This is a genomic window from Mesorhizobium sp. B2-3-10 (assembly GCF_006442275.1).
Classification (GTDB): Bacteria; Pseudomonadota; Alphaproteobacteria; order Rhizobiales; family Rhizobiaceae; genus Mesorhizobium; species Mesorhizobium australicum.
In genome coordinates, this window is sequence record NZ_VFVT01000006.1 from 287,459 (window position 1) to 306,285 (window position 18,827).

15 protein-coding genes are annotated in these 18,827 nt (G+C 62.6%); 1 reads left to right on the forward strand and 14 read right to left on the reverse strand.

Features of this window, described 5'->3' with window-relative positions; genetic code table 11:
• Positions 1-3: 3 nt before the first annotated feature.
• The 14 genes from FJ943_RS19505 to FJ943_RS19570 all read right to left on the reverse strand — a co-directional run bounded on the left by FJ943_RS19505 (position 4) and on the right by FJ943_RS19570 (position 17,371).
• Entirely contained in the window at positions 4-801 is a 798-nt protein-coding gene (locus FJ943_RS19505; RefSeq protein WP_140723916.1) for an ABC transporter ATP-binding protein, read from the reverse strand.
• Positions 798-1,571 (reverse strand): ABC transporter permease, encoded by a 774-nt coding sequence (locus FJ943_RS19510; RefSeq protein WP_015317412.1) that lies wholly within the window; start codon positions 1,569-1,571, stop codon positions 798-800. The genes FJ943_RS19505 and FJ943_RS19510 overlap by 4 nt, the downstream gene beginning before the upstream one ends.
• Positions 1,572-1,639: 68 nt before the next feature.
• Positions 1,640-2,590 carry an ABC transporter substrate-binding protein gene (locus tag FJ943_RS19515; RefSeq protein WP_140723919.1) on the reverse strand — a complete coding sequence of 317 codons (951 nt, stop codon included), beginning with the start codon at positions 2,588-2,590 and terminating at the stop codon, positions 1,640-1,642.
• Between the two features lie 114 nt (positions 2,591-2,704).
• Complete coding sequence (locus FJ943_RS19520; protein ID WP_140723922.1) at positions 2,705-3,553, reverse strand: DUF1194 domain-containing protein; 849 nt, start codon at positions 3,551-3,553, stop codon at positions 2,705-2,707.
• A gap of 94 nt (positions 3,554-3,647) precedes the next feature.
• Entirely contained in the window at positions 3,648-6,209 is a 2,562-nt protein-coding gene (locus FJ943_RS19525; RefSeq protein WP_140723925.1) for an FAD-dependent oxidoreductase, read from the reverse strand.
• Between the two features lie 152 nt (positions 6,210-6,361).
• Positions 6,362-7,120: an FkbM family methyltransferase gene (locus FJ943_RS19530; RefSeq protein ID WP_015317408.1), complete on the reverse strand. Its 759-nt coding sequence runs from the start codon at positions 7,118-7,120 to the stop codon at positions 6,362-6,364.
• Positions 7,117-8,346 carry a hypothetical protein gene (locus FJ943_RS19535; RefSeq protein ID WP_140723927.1) on the reverse strand — a complete coding sequence of 410 codons (1,230 nt, stop codon included), beginning with the start codon at positions 8,344-8,346 and terminating at the stop codon, positions 7,117-7,119. The genes FJ943_RS19530 and FJ943_RS19535 overlap by 4 nt, the downstream gene beginning before the upstream one ends.
• 22 nt (positions 8,347-8,368) lie before the next feature.
• Complete coding sequence (locus FJ943_RS19540) at positions 8,369-9,832, reverse strand: aspartate aminotransferase family protein (RefSeq protein ID WP_181174591.1); 1,464 nt, start codon at positions 9,830-9,832, stop codon at positions 8,369-8,371.
• A gap of 69 nt (positions 9,833-9,901) precedes the next feature.
• Entirely contained in the window at positions 9,902-10,909 is a 1,008-nt protein-coding gene (locus FJ943_RS19545) for an NAD(P)-dependent oxidoreductase (RefSeq protein WP_140714820.1), read from the reverse strand.
• A complete protein-coding gene (locus FJ943_RS19550; protein WP_140723933.1) occupies positions 10,906-11,340 on the reverse strand; it encodes an EamA family transporter in 435 nt (144 codons plus the stop codon). The genes FJ943_RS19545 and FJ943_RS19550 overlap by 4 nt, the downstream gene beginning before the upstream one ends.
• A 122-nt stretch (positions 11,341-11,462) precedes the next feature.
• Positions 11,463-12,812: an FAD-binding oxidoreductase gene (locus FJ943_RS19555; RefSeq protein ID WP_140723936.1), complete on the reverse strand. Its 1,350-nt coding sequence runs from the start codon at positions 12,810-12,812 to the stop codon at positions 11,463-11,465.
• 2 nt (positions 12,813-12,814) lie between these two features.
• Complete coding sequence (locus tag FJ943_RS19560) at positions 12,815-14,248, reverse strand: UbiA family prenyltransferase (protein ID WP_140723939.1); 1,434 nt, start codon at positions 14,246-14,248, stop codon at positions 12,815-12,817.
• 223 nt (positions 14,249-14,471) lie between these two features.
• A complete protein-coding gene (locus FJ943_RS19565; protein ID WP_015317401.1) occupies positions 14,472-14,735 on the reverse strand; it encodes a hypothetical protein in 264 nt (87 codons plus the stop codon).
• Between the two features lie 146 nt (positions 14,736-14,881).
• Positions 14,882-17,371 carry a mechanosensitive ion channel family protein gene (locus FJ943_RS19570; protein ID WP_140723941.1) on the reverse strand — a complete coding sequence of 830 codons (2,490 nt, stop codon included), beginning with the start codon at positions 17,369-17,371 and terminating at the stop codon, positions 14,882-14,884.
• A gap of 196 nt (positions 17,372-17,567) precedes the next feature.
• Here FJ943_RS19570 and FJ943_RS19575 point away from each other — a divergent pair, with 196 nt between their 5' ends.
• The gene (locus FJ943_RS19575) at positions 17,568-18,827 is read left to right on the forward strand and encodes a sarcosine oxidase subunit beta (RefSeq protein ID WP_140723944.1); all 1,260 of its coding nucleotides are present in this window, start codon (positions 17,568-17,570) and stop codon (positions 18,825-18,827) included.

The following is an 18,827-nucleotide window of genomic DNA, read 5'->3' on the forward strand; positions in this document are numbered from 1 at the left end:
CGATCAGGTCTCGGCCGACCGCACTTGCGCCGTCCGCATCGCCTCGACGCGGATGTCCTCGGTCAGCCGCGCCTTCAACGCCGAGAATTCGGGACTGGTCTTCAGCGTGTAGTGCCTGGGATGCGGCAGGTTGATGGAGACATCCGACTTGATGCGGCCGGGCCGCGCCGTCATCACGATCACGCGCGAGGCCATGAAGATCGCCTCCTCAATGTCGTGAGTGACGAACAGCACCGTTTTCTTGCGCCGTTCCCATATGCCGAGCAGCAATTCCTGCATCAGCCCGCGTGTCTGGTTGTCCAGCGCCCCGAACGGCTCGTCCAGCAACAGGATTTCGGGATCGTTGGCTAGCGCCCGGGCAATCGCCGTGCGCTGCTGCATGCCCCCTGAAAGCTGTTTCGGCCAATGCTTCTCGAACCCCTTCAGCCCGACGAGATCGACATAGGAAGCGACAATGTCGTCCCGCTCCTTTTCGGCCATCCCCCGTTCGCGCAGGCCGAAGCCGATGTTTTCGGCGACCGTCAGCCATGGAAACAGCGTGTAGGACTGGAAGACCATGCCGCGGTCCGGCCCGGGCCGCGTCACCGTCTTGCCGTCCAGCAGAACTCGGCCTTCGCTTGGCGCCTCCAAGCCGGCGACGATCCTCAACAGTGTCGACTTTCCGCAACCTGACGGTCCCAAAACGGTGATGAAGTCGTTGGCCGCCACCGCCAGGTCGATTGGCATCAGCGCCTTGACGGGTTCTCCACCCCGCACGCCGGCAAAGGTTCGCGAGACACCCTCGATAAGAAGCTTGCTCACGCCAGGCTCCATGGAAAGAGCCAGCGGTTGAACGCCTTGAACGCAAAATCGGACAACAGCCCGATCAGGCCGATGACGATGATGCCGAAGATGATCTGCCCGGTCGCCAGCCGCGACTGGCTGTTGATGATCATGTAACCGATGCCCGACGATGAGCCGATCAATTCGGCCACGATGACATAGGTCCATGCCCAGCCGAGCACCAGCCGTAGCGTCTCGGCGATCTCGGGCGCATTGGCCGGCATGATGACCCGCCTGACGATGCCATTGTTGGTCGAGCCCAGCGTATAAGCGGCCTCGACCAGGTCGCGCCGCGTGGCCCCAACCTTGACGGCAATGATCAGGATGATCTGGAACACCGAGCCGACGAAGATGACGAGCAGTTTTTCCAGCTCGCCAATGCCGGCCCAAAGGATGAGCAGCGGAATGAAGGCCGACGCCGGCAGATAGCGGGCGAAGGAGACGAAGGGCTCCAGAAACGCTTCCACCGGCTTCCAGGCGCCCATGGCGATGCCGAGCGGCACCGCGACGACCGAGGCCAGTACAAAGCCGCCGAAGACCCGCCAGATGGTGATCAGTATGTCGAGCCAGAAACGATCCTCGACCAGCAGCCGCCAGCCATCCCGCAGCATCGACAGCGGATCGGCGAGGAAGATGCGGTTGACGTGGCCGCCAAGCGTGATCCAGGCCCAGAAGGCCACGAACAGCACGAAGAAGGAGATACCGAGCACTGTTCGCAGGCTCGGAGAGACAGGATGCAAGGGGCGCATCTTCGTCCTTTGTCAGCGGCAAGGCGGCGGCGCTCTGCGCCACCGCACGGTGCCCAAGGGTTGAACCGTCAATTCGCCACGGCGCCGGTGTCGGCCAGAGTGGCGACGTCGGGTGCCTCCTTGATCAGCCCCATTTGCAGCAGCAGATCGCCGGCGGTCTTGGAAAAGTCCTGGAATTCCTTGGTGAAGAACTGCTTGTTCTCGGCCTTGTCGGCCCATTTCAGGTACTTTGCCGAATCCTCGAATTCCTTGGCCGACTGTTTCACGTCGGCGCCCATGATCTCGTAGGATTTCTGCGGCTCCTTCTTGATCATGTCGAGGGCGTCGAAATAGCTGTCGGCAAGCGCCTTGGCGGCGTCGGGATTGGCCTTGAGGAATTCGGGCGTGCAGCCGACCGTGTCGAGAACCATCGGATAGTCGAGCGTGGTCGCCAGGATATGCCCCTGGTCGGCCTTGTCGCGCACGGCCGAGATGAAGGGCTCGTAGGTGACGGCCGCATCGTTCTGGCCGGCGAGGAAGGCTTGCGCCGCCGCGTCGGGTTCGAGATTGACGACCGTGACATCCTTGGTCGACATGCCGTTCTTGTTCAGCACCCAGGCCAGCAGGAAGTAGGGCGACGTTCCAGGCGCCGAGGAAGCGACGGTCTTGCCCTTGAGATCGGCGACCGTCTTGATGTCGTTGCGCACCACAATGCCGTCGGCGCCATAGGATTTGTCGAGCTGGAAAATCTGCTTGGTGGTCACCCCGCTGGCGTTCCAGACCAGCCACGTCTCGACCGTGGTGGCGGCGCATTGCAGGTCGCCGCTGGCGATGGCGAGCGGACGGCTGGCCTGCGGCACCTTCTTCAAGGTCACATCGAGCCCATGCTTCTCGAACAGCCCTGCCTGCTTGGCGAGTGTCAGCGGCGCGAATCCGGTCCATCCGCTGATGCCGATGGTGAGCGATGTGGCGGCCATCGCCGGCGCGGACAAGCCTGTGGCAAGTGTCAATGTCGCGGCAAGGACGGTTATTCTGTTCATATCGGTTCCCCTTTTGTTTTTCTGCGGGAAATTGTTCACAGAGGCCGATGGGCTTGTCAATCAACAGGACCGTGTTTGCGCGCAAAGCAGCCGGCAATCCGGTTTGGGATAGCGCTATCTGGCGTCGGGCATCCAGTTGCGGTTGCGCCACATTTTCTCGCCGACCTGGCAGTCGGCGGCGGGTTTGTCCTGGGCCAGCACCACTGGCGGGTGATCCGCCTCCTCCGCCGCCCATTGCAGTGACGCCGGGCCGGCAAGCTCCAGCACCAGCTTGCGGCGGATGGCTTCGGGAAATTGCGTCCAGTCGTTAACCGGAATCATGAAGGCGCCGGGACCGCCGATGACGCAGTCGCTGTAGTAGCGATCGAGATCGTTGACGTCATAGACGCCGGAAAAGCCGCCTCGGGTCATCAGCGGCAGGCCGTTGATGACTATGCCTTGCCTGACCACCCCGTCGCGGGCGAGATTGACCGGCGCGCCCTGGTTGTTTGGCCCGTCGCCCGAAATGTCGATGACGCGCTTGGTTCCCTGGTAGCCGCTTTCGGCGAAAAGGTCGCTGCCGAACTCCAGCGCGCCGGAGATCGAGGTGCGCCGCGCGCTGTTGGGCGGCTGAGCCGACAATTGCGCCACCACCCGCTCCGCATCGGCCCGGGTCGCGATCGCTGTCCACGGCACGATGACGCTTTGCCAGTTGGTGCCGGCCCATTCGACGTAGGTGACGGCGATCTTGCCATAGGCGCCATCGGTAATCGCCTGCAGCACATTGTCGTGCGTCAGCGCCGCCGCGTAGCCATGACGCTGGATCTCGAGCTCGTCGGCCGACATCGACAGCGACACGTCCACCGCCAGCACCAGTTCGACATCGACCGGCTCGTCTGCGCGAGACATTGTCGTCGGCCAGAGCGTCAGCGCCAGCGCGACGACGCTCGAAAGCAGATGTCTTGCAGTGCCAAAACCAGACATGCCGCGAGGGTAAGCCAGAATCGACAGCTGAAAAAGAGAAAAGCCCGACCTGGGCCGGGCTCATCCGAACACGCGCGAAATTCTTGGCGAAGGCTCAGCTCCGCGGCTTGAGATTCTCCGGGTCGTAAAGCGGCTTGTAGCCGACGCTGGCGACCTCGACCGGATAGGTCTCGCCGAAATACTCGACCTTGAGCTTGCGGCCTTCCTGGGCATAGGCCCAGGGCAGATAGGCGAGCGCGATGTTCTTGCCGATCGTCGGGCCATAGGCGACCGATGTCGTGAAGGAGCGGCGGCCGAGTTCGTCGACCAGTGTTTCCCCGCTCTCGGGGTCCATCACCGGCATGATGCCGACGGGATAGCGGGCGACACCCCTGGAATCCTTGTTCTCGGTCATCACCAGCGTGCATAGCATCGCCGGCTGGTGCGCGCGCTCACGATACTCCAAGTGCTTGGCCTTGCCGCAGAAATCGTTCTCCTTGACCTTCGGGCGGGCGAGATCGGCTTCCAGCAGATTATACTCGGTCAAGAGGTCGGCGTTCTGCAGCCGCAGGCTCTTCTCCATGCGGCGCGTATTGGCGTAGGTCTCGACGCCGAATGGCATGACACCGGTCGAGCGCAGCGCGTCCCAGACGGCGAGACCATCCTCGTAGCGCATATGCAGTTCCCAGCCCTGCTCGCCGACATAGGAAATACGGAACGCCGTAACGTCCTTGCCGCCGATCCGGACCGGCTTGATCGCCGCGAACGGAAAATTCTCCGGCGAAAGCCCATCCGGGTTCTCGACCACCTTTTGCAACGTCGTGCGGGCATTCGGCCCCCAGATGCCGATGGTGACGTACTTCTCGGTCACGTCGGTGATGGTGACGTCGAACCCTTTGTCCTGAGCCGTGCGGCGCATGTACTGGTAGTCGCGCGGCCCAGCGTCGGCGCCGTCGATCAGCCTACAGCGGTCGGCCATGCGGATCACCGTGAAGTCGGCGCGCACCATGCCTTGCTCATCGAGGAAGTGGGTGTAGATGCCCTTGCCGATGTTGTTGTCGCCGCCGATCTTGGCCGCGCACAGCCATTCCAGCAGCGCGACATGGTCGGGTCCTTCGATGTCATACATCGAGAAATGCGAGAGGTTGACGATACCGCAATCCTCGCTCATCGCCAGATGCTCGGCGTTGGAGACGCGCCAGAAATGGCGGTTGTCCCATTCGTTCTCGCGCACCGGCACGCGGTTTCCATACTTCTCAAGCAGATGCTCGTTGGCGGCATAGCCATGCGCACGCTCCCAGCCGCCCAGCTCCATGAAATAACCGCCGAGTTCCTTTTCACGCTCCCAGAACGGCGAGCGCCTGATGTTGCGGGCCTTGGAGAAGGGTTCGCGCGGATGCACCGCCGGGTTGTAGACCTTCATCGCCGTCTCGGTGCAGCGATCCCAGATGAATTGTTCCTTGGTCTGGTGCGGATAGAAGCGCGCATAGTCGATGGCGTGGTGGTCGATCGCGGTGCGGCCATCCGTCATCCAGTCGGCGATCAGCTTGCCCATGCCAGGGCCGTCCTTGACCCATATGGCGACGGCGTACCACAGGCCCCTCACCTTCTGGCTCTCGCCCATGGACGGGCCGCCATCGGCCGTCACCTGCAGCAGCCCGTTGAAGGAATGGCTCTCGTTATAGCCGAGTTCGCCCAGGATCGGCGTCAGTTCCATGGCGCGCTCGAGCGGCGCCAGGATCTGCTCCATGTCGAGATCACGCTGCGACGGCGACAGCCGTGCCTGGTCCTTCTCCAGCAGGTCGCGCGGATGGCAGAGGCGCGGATTGGTCTCTTCGTAGTAACCCCATTCGATCTGGCCGCCCTCGGCGGTCTTGGGATCGCCGGTGTCGCGCATATAGGCCGAGTTGCCCTGGTCGCGCAGCAGTGGCCAACCGATCTCCTTGCCGGTGCCGGCAAACTCGGTATACGGGCCGAAGAAGGTCAGCGGATGGTCGATCGGCATGACCGGCAGGTCCTCGCCGACCATCTCGGCGATCAGCCGGCCCCAGATGCCGGCGCAGACGATGACATAGTCGGCCTCGATCGTGCCGCGGTCGGTCACCACGGCACTGATGCGGCCGTCCTTGACCACGAGCGACTTCGCCGGCGTGTTGGCGAACGATTTGAGCTTGCCGGAGGCTTCCGCCTGGTCGACCAGCTTGCCGGCAACGGTCTGCGAGCGCGGAATAACGAGGCCGGCATCCGGATCCCACAGGCCGCCCTGCACCAGATCCTGTTCGATCAACGGGAATTTTTTCTTGATCTCGACGGGGTCGATCAGGCGAGCGCGTGTGCCGAACGCCTTGGCCGAGGCGATCTTTCGCTTGATCTCATCCATGCGGCCGTCGTCGCCGACACGGGCGACCTCGAGGCCGCCGACGCGCGCGTAGTGACCCATCTTCTCGTAGAAATCGATGGAATAGAGCGTCGTCCAGCACGACAGGAAATCGTGGCTGGTGGTGTAGCAAAAGTCGGAAGCGTGCGCGGTCGAGCCGATATCGGTCGGGATGCCTGATTTGTCGATGCCGACAATGTCGTCCCAGCCGCGCTCGATCAGATGATGGGCGATCGATGCGCCGACAATGCCGCCGAGGCCAATGATGACGACCTTCGCCTTTTTCGGAAACTCTGCCATTGCCCGCGACTCCAGAATGCTGTTGCGGGCGGCGTCGGCGCCCGTCTGATCGGCGCACAATATGCAGGCGACGGGGACGGCGCTACCGCCTGTTTGCGACACGCCTCGGATGCCGCGCGACCCCTCCCCAAATCAGGAAAAACATCTACCCGTCAGGCGAAAGCCCAGACGTCCTCGGCCTGGAAGCCGACCTGATAGCCCGCCGTCTTCAGCTTGACCACGACCTGTCCGATCTCCGGCGCGGGCAGCGCACCAACCTCGACCTTGATCATGCCGGGACGATAGCGCTTGAGGTCGAGCTGCTCGAACACGATCCAGTCGGCGCCTTCACAATCGACGAGGAAGGCGTCGATATGGGTGATGCCGTTGCGGTCGAGCAATGTCTGCAAGGTCTCCGACGGCACCTCGATGTCTTTCAGATGCGGCGCGAACTTGTTGAAATTGGCGTCAGCCTCGCCCCAGGCATTCTTGCCCGACATCAGGTTGGTGTCGGTCACCGACGAGCAGCCGATAAACTCGATCGGCAGCGTGCCGGCTTCGAGTGCGGCAGCGTCAAAGGTGTGGACCGTGATCGTGCCTTTAGTTCTCGTTACCGCGACGGGTTCGATGACGAAGCGGTCCGTGTCAGGGTAATTGGCGCGCAGCCGTTTCTGGTTGTACGGGATCGGCTCGACCAGCATGGCGCGGGCCTTCGGAATGCGGTGCAGCCAAGGCGTCACGTCATCGAACAGCGCGCCATCGCAGGCGCCGACATTGACCATCTGGAATGGCCGGCCGCTATCACTGAAGCGTGCCTTCAGCGCCGCCTTGGCGAGGAACTTGGTGCCGCGCAGCGACGGCCCGCGATCGAGCAGGCCGGCGGGAAGCCCGAGCGACAGGGCAATGCGCGCCAGGTTGGAAACTGAACTCATGATTTGTCTCCTGGTATGACGTGCAGGGCGGCGCGGTGCTGGCCGGTGACCGCCGCCCACAACGCCATGAAGGGCGGTGCCAGCAGCAGGAATGGCGGGATCAGATGCGGGAAATAAATGCGCGTGTCGTGGATCGGGAAGACGCTGAATTTGGCGAGCGCACCGAGCACCAGCGCAGCAAACAGAATGCCCGCGCGGCGGCCGAGCCTGAAGCCGGAGCGGTTGGCCGCAAACCACCCGGCCAGCGCCAGAACCGAGACCCCGACCCAGCTGTTCAGGTTGACGGCGCGCAGCAGCGAGGCGGCAAACGCCCGGAGATAGGCGATGACGGAAAAAGCCGGCTCAAACCCGTCCATATTGTAGTGCTGCCCGATGCTGGAAAACCACAGATGCGGCCACCAGCCGGGATGATGGGCCCAGTGCGAAATGGCAAAATACGCGGCGAGCGAAGCGGCAAAGCCGACCAGCACGCCCCAGGCCTTCTGCCGGAACAGGACCAGCAGCACAGCGAAAACGGCGAGGAAAACTATGTTGTCCGGCCGCACCATGAAGGCGAGGAAGAGGAGGATCGCCGTCGCCACCTCGCGGCCTCGGACATAAGCGAAGAGACCGCCTAGCAGCAGTGCCGAGGTAAGCAGGTCCGGTGTCGAAGCGCGCGCGGCGTCGCCGAAATCGGCCATGATCAGCACCGCGCCGACCACCGGTGCCAACGCCAGTGCCTTTTCCCCGCGCAGCCAGAGCAGCGTGATCGCGCCGAACAGCAGGACCGAAAACACCTGCACCAGCCGCATCGCTTCGACTGGCGACATGACGGAACTCAGCGTCGACAGGATTTCGGCATAGAGGAACTTGATCCGGTACATGCCGAGCAACGAATGGAAATCGGCGGCGTTCTGCGCCATGTGGCTGCGGAAGCCGCCGCCATCGTCCGTCAGCGCCTTGTAGTCGGCCGCCGAGACACTCGATTTGACGGTGCTGTAGGCATAGTCATGCAGTGCCTGCGCATCGGGGTAGGTGCTCTCCTCCGACATGGCGAGATAGGGCAGCATGTCCCAGTTGGCGTCGGGCATTACCCAGGCCGTGAACGCCGTCAAAAGCATATAGAGGGCGAAGGCAGCCGCACCGATCGGAGCCGCCAGCCACGCGTAGGTCCCCTCGCCCCACGCCAGACCGGCCTCGGCGAGCCGGTCGAGTGGACTTTGCGGAGCGGGCGACTTGGTCAGCATGTCTTCTCGGCGAACGTTCGTCTCAACGGACTTGGCTTTTGACGAAATCCTTCACGATCGCCACGATGCCGCGCGACAAGAGACTGTCGAAGGCATCGACGAAGCGATCGACATGCTCGCGCTGGCAGATCAGCGGCGGCTCGAGCCGGATGACGTTGCGGTTGTATTCGGTGAAGGCGACGAGCACGTCGTAGTCGCGCAGCAGCAGCGCGCCGACGAAACCGGACAGCGAACCCTTCAGCTTCTCGTCGAGCACGCTAACGATGGGGCGCAGCACCATCGGCAAGGTCTGCGAGAAGTCGTGAAACTCCAGCCCGACCATGAAACCCTTGCCGCGCACGTCCTTGATGATCTTCGGGTATTTTTCCCTGAGTGCCTGCAGCCGCTGCAGCAGGTACTCGCCGGTGACGGCGGCGTTGTCGATCAGCCCCTCGTCGTAAAGCACGTTGATGCCCTCGATCGCCGTGGCACACGCCTCGCCCATGCCACCGAAAGTGGCCATGGCATGGATCATCGCCGTCTTCGGCGTGCCGTAGGCCTTCATGTAGATTTCGCGGCGCGCAATCATCGCGCCGACAGCGGCCTTGCCGGCACCCAGCGATTTGGCCAGTGCCGTCACATCGGGCACGACGCCATGATGCTCGAAGGCATAGAAGCGCCCCGAGCGGCCATAGCCGCACTGCACCTCGTCGGCGACCCAAAGCACACCATACTGGTCGCACAGCGCCCGCAGCTTCTGCCAGTATTCAGTCGGCGCCTGGATGATGCCACCGCCGCCCTGGATGGTTTCCAGCACGATGACGCCGATCTCCGGATCGGAGCGGAACAGGCGCTCGACGGCCTCGATATCGGCAAAGGGAATGCGGACGGTATTGTCGGCCATCCTGAAGTCGGCGCGGTAGAGCTGGCCGTCGGTGATGCCCAGCACACCCTTGGTCTTGCCGTGGAATGAATTCTCGGCATAGACGATTTTCGACCGCTTAGAGCCGGCGGCACGCTCGGCAAGCTTCACAGCCGCCTCCATCGCTTCCGAGCCCGACGAGCCCAAAAACACCATGTCGAGATCGCCAGGCGAACATTTGGCGATGTTGTGCGCCAACGCGGCGGCATATTGCGACATGAACGCGATGGCGATTTCCTGCCGCTTCTCCTCCTGGAATTTCTTGCGCACTTCCAGAATGCGCGGATGGTTGTGGCCGAAGGCCAGCGACCCGAAGCCGCCGAAGAAATCGAGGATCTTGCGGCCGTTCTGGTCGATGTAGAACATGCCCTCTGCACGTTCGATCTTGATCTTGTGGAAGCCGAGCAGCTTCATGAAATGCAGCTGGCCGGGGTTGAGATGCGCCTTGAACAGCTCGGTCATCCCCGCGACATCCATCGCCTTGGCCTGCTCGACGGCGATCAGGTCGGGCTTGGCGATGGTGGCGGGCGACAGTGTCGGCGCGCTGACCAGGGTGCGCGTATTCGTCTGTTCCGGCTTGGCCATGACGGTCATTTCAATCTCCTGTTCGCGCCCGCGACTGGCGTCGTGCGCAATAAACTGTTCGGCGCGCCCCTATTCGGCGGGCACATGTTTGGTGGCGACGGCTTGCCCGGCCTTCTTGGCGCGGTATTCGCTGTAGGCGGCGATCAGCATGTCCTCGTCGCGGTATTGCGGCACCCAGCCGAGCTGCCGCCCGGCCTTGGACACGTCGAGCACGCAGTCCTCGTCGGCGATCAGATATTGCTCCGGATCCATGATCGGCATGTTGAAGAGGTCGAGCAGGTCGAGCGTGCGCTTGACCGCCCAGCCGGGGGTAGGCAGCAGGATCGACTTCGAGCCGGCATGCCGGATCAGGTCGCCAAGCAATTTCTTCACCGGCGGCGGATTGAGCGACCCGAGATTATAAGCCTCGTTGGGCACACCGGCCTTCCACGCGGCGCGCGCCGCCTCCGCGCAGTCGAACACCGAGATGAACTGATAAGGGTTGCGGCCCGAACCGATCATCGGCACTGGAAAGTTCCAGTCGATCAGCTTGAACAGCTTTTCGAGGATGCCGAGGCGGCCGGGCCCGATGATCAGGCGCGGGCGAAACAGCGAGATCGACATGCCGCGCTTGCGCCATTCGCCGGCCAGTTCCTCGGTCTTCTGCTTCGACCAGCCATATTCGCCGAGCGGCGCGACCGGGTGCTCCTCGGTCATCGGCTGGGTGACGGTGTGACCATAGATCATGTCGGTCGTATAGTGGACGAGCCTGTGGGCACCAGCCTTGTCCATGGCCTCCAGGATGTGCTCGGTGCCGTGGAAATTGACCGGAAAGAAGAAGTCGTGCCGCTTCGCCCGCACCTGGATCGGCGACAGCATCTTGGCCGACAAATTGTAGACCATGTCGTCGGCCTTCAGCCCGACCGCGGCAACCGAGCCTTGGTCGGTGACGTCGCACTTGATGAAGCGGACAGTGCGGTAATGCGCAAGGTCGCTCCTGACGATGTCGGCGACGACAACCTCTTCACCGTCGGCCACAAGCTTCGGCGCTAGGTGACGGCCAACAAAGCCGTCACCCCCGAAAATCACATGTCTCATCGAACGATCTCGTTTGCTTGTATCTTGTCGGGCGTGATGGAAGCGCTCTGATCTTCATGCCCTCGCCCACTTTGCGCGATCAGCACCGTGCCGACGCAGATGCAGGCAATGCCGGCGATGCGCCAGCCATTCAGGTCTTCTCGGAAGACGAAATAGGCAAAGATCGCGACCGCGACGTAAGCCAGGCTCAGAAACGGATAGGCGAAGGAAAGCTCGACCTTGGAAAGCACGTAGAGGTGCGAGGCCATCGAAATGACGAAGGTGCACAGGCCAAGGAAGACCCAGGGGCTGAAGACGATCTGCAACAGCTTGATCAGCGGATTGGTGCCCTCGAATGAAAGCGGTCCGAGCGACATCATGCCTTGCTTCAGCATCAGCTGCGCAGCGGCATTTGTCATGACCGTAAACAAAATGAAGACGATATATTTCATGTAGCCCGCCACCCCGTGATATTAGGTAATACAAATCTGAAAAGATTTCGTGAACCCACAAGACATTTTTGGGTAAATCTGGATGTTAAACTTTCGTAAACCACGATTCATTCTAAGTTTACCTATTCGGCTGCCTCTGCATCGCGCCGCCGCAGGTCGACAATCCCGGCCGTGCGCGCCCAGAAGTCGGACATGAAGGCGGGATCGCGCAGCGCTTCCAGCCTCGGCCACTCTGGGAACGAAGCGACGAAGGTTGCCGCACTCATGCGCGCATCCTTGTAAGGATTGACCGCCCCCCCGGCCGCGATCGTCATGCGGTCGAGTTCGCCGAGCAGGGCAAGTGTCGCCGCTCCCCTGTTGGGGAAGTCCAGCGTCAGCGTGTAACCCGGACGAGGGAACGACAGCAGCGCCGGCGAGCGGATCGAACCGAAGCGCTTCAAGACGGTGAGGAACGACCCCTGCCCGGCCTGCCTGGCCGCCGTGAGCAGTGCCGGCACGATTGCGCGCGCGGCCTCTTCCGGGACCACGCTCTGATGCTGGAACAACCCCTTCGGTCCATAGAGCCGGTTCCAGTCGCGCACACCGTCGAGCGGGAAGAAGAAGCCCTGGTATTCGACCTTGCGCGGCGCCTTGGCCTGCCCCTTTTTCCACCTGTAGGCGGCGTTGAAAGCGGTCAGGAACGGCCGGCTGAGCACGTTGAAAGGCGGCTGGAGCGGAACGGACAATTTCGCGCTCGCACGCGCGGCCGCGTGCGACCCGTGCTCGGCGTGGTAGCCGGTAAACAGCAGCCCCCGTCCGCTGTTGCGGCCACCGGCGAGCTGGTCGATCCAGGCGACGGCATATTCATTGGCCTGGTCCGCCGCTTCGGCAAGGTCGAAATATTCGCGGAGGTCGCGAAACCGCGTCGTCTTTTCCACGATATCGAGCGACGGAATCCGCATCAGCCGGATCGAAGCCGAGAGGATCAGGCCGGTGAGCCCCATGCCGCCGATGGTCGCCCGAAACAGGCGCGGATTGTCGGTCGCAGAGCAGCGACAGCTGTGTCCATCCGACCGAAGCAGCGTGAAACTTTCCACATGGCAACCGAACGTACCGCGCCGGTGATGGTTCTTGCCATGGACATCGTTGGCAATGGCGCCGCCGAGCGTGACGAATTGTGTGCCGGGCACCACCGCCGGGAAGAAGCCATGAGGCGCGGCATGTGCAATGACATCCGCGAGCAGCACCCCGGCATCCGCTTCGAGCAGACCGCTCTCGGCGTTGAAGCCGCGAATGCGGTTCAGGGGCCGCATGTCGATGACGGTGCCGAGCTGGTTCTGGCAGGAATCGCCGTAGGATCGGCCGTTGCCATAGGCAAGCAGCGACGCTTGCCTGGCCTGGCCGCCCTTCAGCAGCGCAATGGCGTCATCGGCGTGCATCGCCCTTGCCGCTGGCGGCGTGGCAAGGCCAAAGCTCTGGAAGCGTTCCGCCATGCCTACCAGCCCCCGATGACCAGCAGCACCGCGCCGATCGCCACCACGATCTGGCTGCGCCAGTCGCGAATGATGAAGACGACCGGGTCATCGTGCATTTCGTCGCGGCGCGCCAGGATCCAGACACGCATGGTGAGATAAAGCACGATCGGCGCCAGCGGCCAGATCAGCCAGGGATGCGGATAGAGTTCGCGCACCGCGACGCTGTCCATGTAGAGCGCCAGCACCAGCGCCGAGGAGAACGCCGAAGCCATGCCGGCCTGGGCGACAATCTCCTGGTCTTCGGTGCGATAGCCGCGGCCGGCAATGCGTTCGCCGGGCGGAATGGCTGTGGTGCGCAATTCGACAAAGCGCTTCACCAGTGCCAGCGACAGGAAGAAGAAGATCGAGAAGGCGAGCAGCCAGAACGAGACGTCGACGCCCGTGGCGGCCGCGCCGGCCAGCACACGAATGGTGTAGAGGCCGGCAAGCGTCAGCACGTCGACCAGAAGCATGCGCTTGAACGACAGCGAATAGGCCGTGGTAACGACCATGTAGCCGCCGAGCACAGCCAGGAATTCAAGCGACAGGAACAGCCCGGTGCCGATGCCGATCGCCAGCAGCACCGCGATTGCGCCAAGGCCGAACGGAATAGACAGCGCACCGCTGGCGAACGGCCTGTTGCGCTTGGTCAGATGCTTGCGGTCGAGCGCAAGGTCGAAGAAATCATTGAGGATATAGATCGCCGACGCCACCGCACTGAACGAGATGAACGCCAGCAGGCATTCCCAGATCATGTTGGAATTGAAATATTCGTGCGACAGCATCATCGGCACGGCGATCAGCGAATTCTTCAGCCACTGGTGCACGCGCAGCATCTTGACGATGGTCCGCAACGTCGGCTTGGGCGCCGGCATCGTTTCGGCGCCATGCGCCGCCTGCCAGCGCGCGGCATGACGGTCCGGCGCCACCACGATCGCGCTGCGTGCCGCGTCGAAGACCTGGAGGTCGTGGCGGCTGTTGCCGGCATAGTCGAAACCGGCATCGCCATAGGCCGCAAGGAGCGAGGCTCGCTTCTTTCCCGAAGTGAGATTGTCGAGACCCTCGGTGGCCAGTACCCGGTCGAAAATGCCGAGATGGACAGCAATGGCGTCGGCGAACTTGCGCGGCGTGCCGGTGGCCAGCACGAGCTTGCGGCCCTCGGCGTGCTCGGTGCGGAGCCGGTCGAGCAGGGGTGCCCGATAGGGCAGCGAGGCGGGGTCGATGTCGATGCGTTGGGCGATCGCCTGCTTCAGCCGCGCCGGTCCGCCGGCCGCCCAGAAAGGCACCAGGAAGAAATAGAGTGGGTTCTTCTTGAGGAGGATGAACAATCCTTCCCACAAAAGGTCCGTCGCGATCAGCGTGCCGTCGAGATCGACCGCAAGCGGTATTGCGTTCCTGTCCGACCGCGCGTCCATGCCCGTCCTGCCCTGCCAGCGTCTGATCCGGAAACCCGAACCCGTTGAGCGCCGTATTTCGGCGTCTTGATGCTGGTATAGCGGGGATCGTCTAGCGAACATTAAAACGTACGGTTGCAAAGGGCTGCCGCCGCGGTATTTCCATCGTCATTGTTAAACAACAGCTACCGGAAACAATAAAAGGCCGAGCAAACGCCCGGCCTTTCCAATCATCACACCGAGATTACTTGATGCGGGCGACGCCGCCTGAAATCTCGACGGTTTCCGAACCGGTCAGGGCTTCAAGGTCGCCATTGGGCAAGGTGACAAAACAGCCGCTCTGGCAGAACTCGACGGTTTCACCGCCAGCCAGCGCAAGCTCGGTCTTGCTGCCGCCCTCGGTCACGACCAGCGTGCGCGTCTCGGCGTCCTTGTTGACCGCGCTAGCGGCATGGGCCGAGCCGCTCACGGCGAGCAAGGCCACGGCAGCGACGAGAGACTTCCACATTTGCAATATCGGTGTTCCCACCGCCTCTGTTGCATTTCCACAAGGCATTCTCGCCTTTGCATGGGAGCTTATATGAGATGGAAGCTGAACCGCAACTGAATGCCGCATTCATGCCGCAATTGGCATGCCGACATGCAATCTCCAATCTAATCCGGATCTGGCTTGCGTGTCTTGCGGCTTGATTTGGCCTGACGCTTTGCGTCCGCCTCGGCTTGCGCCTTGGCCTCTTCCCGTTCGGCGAAATCGGCCTCGATCTTGTCGTCGTCGGTCGGCCATGCCACGTGCTTCTTGGCCTCGACGACCGCGCGCGGCGTGGACGGGATTTCGATGTGCTGGTCGTCGAATCTTTCCAGCACGGTGAAGCGGACGTCGTTCTGCACGATGTTGCCGTTCATCACATCGGCCAGGAACACGCGGATCTCGAATTCGAGCGCGGCGGGTCCAAAATTGGAAAACAAGACGAAAGGCTCGGGGTTCTTCAGCACCAGCGGATGGCTGCGCGCAATATCCAGCAGCACCGCGTGGACCTGCTTGACGTCGCTGCCATAGGCGACGCCCACCTTGATGTCGATGCGGCCGAGCTTGTTGCGGTGTGTCCAGTTGCCGACGGCGTTGTTGATCAGGTTCGAATTGGGCAGGATCACCGACTGCCGCTGAAAAGTCTCGATCTCCGTGGCACGCACGCTGATCTTCTTGACCGTGCCGCTGACGTCGCCGGCCACGATCCAGTCGCCGACTTTGAACGGCCGCTCGGCCAGAAGGATCAGGCCGGAGACGAAATTCGACACCACATTCTGCAGGCCAAAGCCGATACCGAGGGAAAGCGCACCCGCGACCAGCGCCAGGCTGGAGAGGTCGATGCCGGCCGCAGAGATGCCGACCAGCGCGGCGAGCGCAACGCCGGCATAGCCGACCGCCAGCCGGATCGAGTTGCGCACTCCGGTGTCGACCTTGCCGCGCGCCATGACCGAGCCGTCGAGCCAGCCCTGGAACCAGCGCGTCAGGAAATAGCCGATAACGAAGACGACGATGCCCGACAGGATGCCAGTGACCGAAATGGTCACCGAACCGATATTGATTCCGGTTGCGAGCTTGTACGCCCACGCCTCGATATCGCCGAGCTGGAAGCCCCACATCAAAAGGATCAACGGCAGAAACACCAGCACGATCATCACGTTGATGGCGATGCTGACGACAAGGCCGAGCTGGTCGAGTGCGGTATCTTCATAGCTGGAATTGGCCGACAGCCAACGCCCGACCGAGGTGTTGGCGAAAGCGCCCTCCTCGCCGATCGCCTGCGCCGACAGGAAGCCGATATAGGCCGTTATCAGCGCGGTGCCGGTGACCACAACCTGCAGCGAGACGAACAGGGCAAGGCCGATATAACCGAGCAGCGCCGCGATGATGGTGAAAAGCCCCAGCCCGAGCGAGGTGTAGCGCAGCCAGGCCGGCCACGGGCGCCAGCTTCCGTCACGCGCCCTGAACGGCCTCAGCATCGCCATCAGGATCAGGATGACGCCGACGATGATGGTGGCCACGAAACTGCGCGCGATGGTCAGCGACAGCGGCGACCCCATCTTGTCGTTGACGACCGACAGGAAGGTGTTGAAGCTGATGACCACGGCCATGGCGGTGGTCAGGCGGACCAGCCAGCGCGCCGGCCCGGTTTCGACGGGGATGAGCCGCCAGTTGGGCAAACGCGGCTCGAGTGCCGCGTTGGTCAGCCGATTGACACAGAACACCACGCCGATGACGGTGGCCAACGCATTGAGGAAGAGGCCGATATCGCCGCGCAACACGTTGTAATAATTGAAAAAGAAGATCGTCGAGCCGAGAAAGGCGGCTACCGCCAGCGTCGGCAGCAAGGTCGACCAGAAGGCCACCGACAGGCGGCTGAGATAGGATGGGTCCTCATTGGTTGGATCGGCCTCGAACACCCGTCCGAACAGGCGCCTCCCGCCGACCAGCAGCACCAGCGCCAGGCCGAGCGCCACGAAGGTCGCCGCCAGGATAGCCTGGAACTTGAACTTGATGGCGAAGCTCAGCCAGGACGACACCGCCTTGTAGAAATTGCCGAACTCGTCGCGCGCATCGGAAAACACCTGCGGGCTCAACGCGTCCGAGAGCACGTAGCGCTTGGTGAGGAGATTGCGGAACAGCGCGCTGCGCATGTTGCCGATCTTGTCGATCAGCCCGCTGATGCGGATCGACAAGGATTGAGCTTGCGCGATGACCGCGTTGATCTCGGCCTTTTCGGACGTCAGCCCCTCGCGTTCGGCGCTGACGATGTCGGGCTCAGCCGGTTGGCCGGCGGCGGGCGGCGGCCCGAGCTGTTCGAGCCTGCTGTTGATTTCGCCCAGGCGTGTGCGGAACGCCAGCGCGCTGGTCAGCGATTGCCGTGACAATTCCTCGAGTTGCAGGCGGATGTCGACGAGGTTGCTGTCGTCCTCGCCATCCTGCTGTATCTGCTTCTCGAAATTGTCGGCCTTGGTCGTCAGGCCTTGAATGATCTTTTGCTGATCGGCGACCAATCCGGCGGGCGCCTGGCCAACGCCTTGCGCCGCCGCCTCGAACGACAGCGGCGCCGAAACGACAAGCGCCAGGACCAGGATAAGGCGAAGCAATCGAAAAAACATGATGGATTGGCGACTCGCGGACGGCAAAGGCATTCAAAAAGCCTGTCCTTGATAAAGACGGCCATATCATGGGGCAAGTCACCGCGACGGTCGCGCTCATCAAGCGTCGGCCAGTCGAAAGGCGATGGCGCAATATTGGCTTTGTATCAGCCCCCTGCTCTATAGTCTGCCGCATCGCCCGAACCGGATGACAATGATGGCAGAGTACTCGGCCTTTTCGCTGCTTGCGAACGCGCTCAAGGGAAACAAGGACTGGAAGCCGGCCTGGCGCAAGCCGGATCCGAAGGCATCCTACGACGTCATCATCATCGGCGGCGGCGGGCATGGGCTGGCGACCGCCTACTATCTAGCCAAGGAACACGGCATCACCAATGTCGCGGTGCTGGAGAAAGGCTGGCTGGGCTCCGGCAATGTCGGCCGCAACACCACGGCCGTTCGCTCAAATTACCTGCTGCCCGCCAACACCCGCTTCTACGAACATTCGATGAAGCTGTGGGAAAACCTGTCGCACGAGCTCAATTACAACGTCATGTTCTCGCAGCGCGGCTGCCTGAACCTGGCGCACACGCCGGCTCAGTTCGACGACTACGCAAGACGCGGCAACGCGATGCGCCATCTCGGCGTCGATGCGGAATTGATGACACCAGCCGAGATCAAGCGCTTGATCCCGGCGCTCGACATCTCCAACGGTGCACGCTTTCCCGTGGTCGGCGGCCTGATGCAGCGGCGGGCCGGCACCGCCCGGCACGACGCCGTCGCGTGGGGCTATGCGCGCGGCGCCGACCGGCGCGGCGTCGACATCATCGAGAATTGCGAGGTCACCGGCTTCCTGCGCGACGGCGACCGGGTTACCGGCGTTGCCACCTCGCGCGGCGATATCAGGGCCAAGAAGGTCGCGGTCGCGGTGGCTGGCAGCACCGGACGGGTCATGCAACTGGCCGGCGTCGAGACGATGCCAATCGAAAGCCATGTGCTGCAGGCCTTCGTGACCGAATCGCTGAAACCCTTCATCGACACGGTCGTGACCTTCGGCATGGGCCATTTCTACATGTCGCAGTCCGACAAGGGCGGCCTTGTCTATGGCGGCGACATCGACGGCTACAACAGCTACGCCCAGCGCGGCAACCTGCCCATCGTCGACGAGGTGATGAGCGAGATGCTGGCCCTTTTCCCGGGCCTTGCACGTGTGCGCATGCTGCGCTCCTGGGGCGGCGTCTGCGACATGTCGATGGACGGCTCGCCGATCATCACCATGGGCCCCCTGCCCGGCATGTATCTCAATTGCGGCTGGTGCTATGGCGGCTTCAAGGCGACGCCCGCTTCCGGCTGGTGCTTTGCCTGGACCATCGCCAAGGATCAGCCTCACGATTTCAACGCCCCCTTCACGCTGGACCGCTTTCATCGCGGGCTGGTGATCGACGACAAGGGCCAGGGTGCAAACCCGAGGCTCCACTAG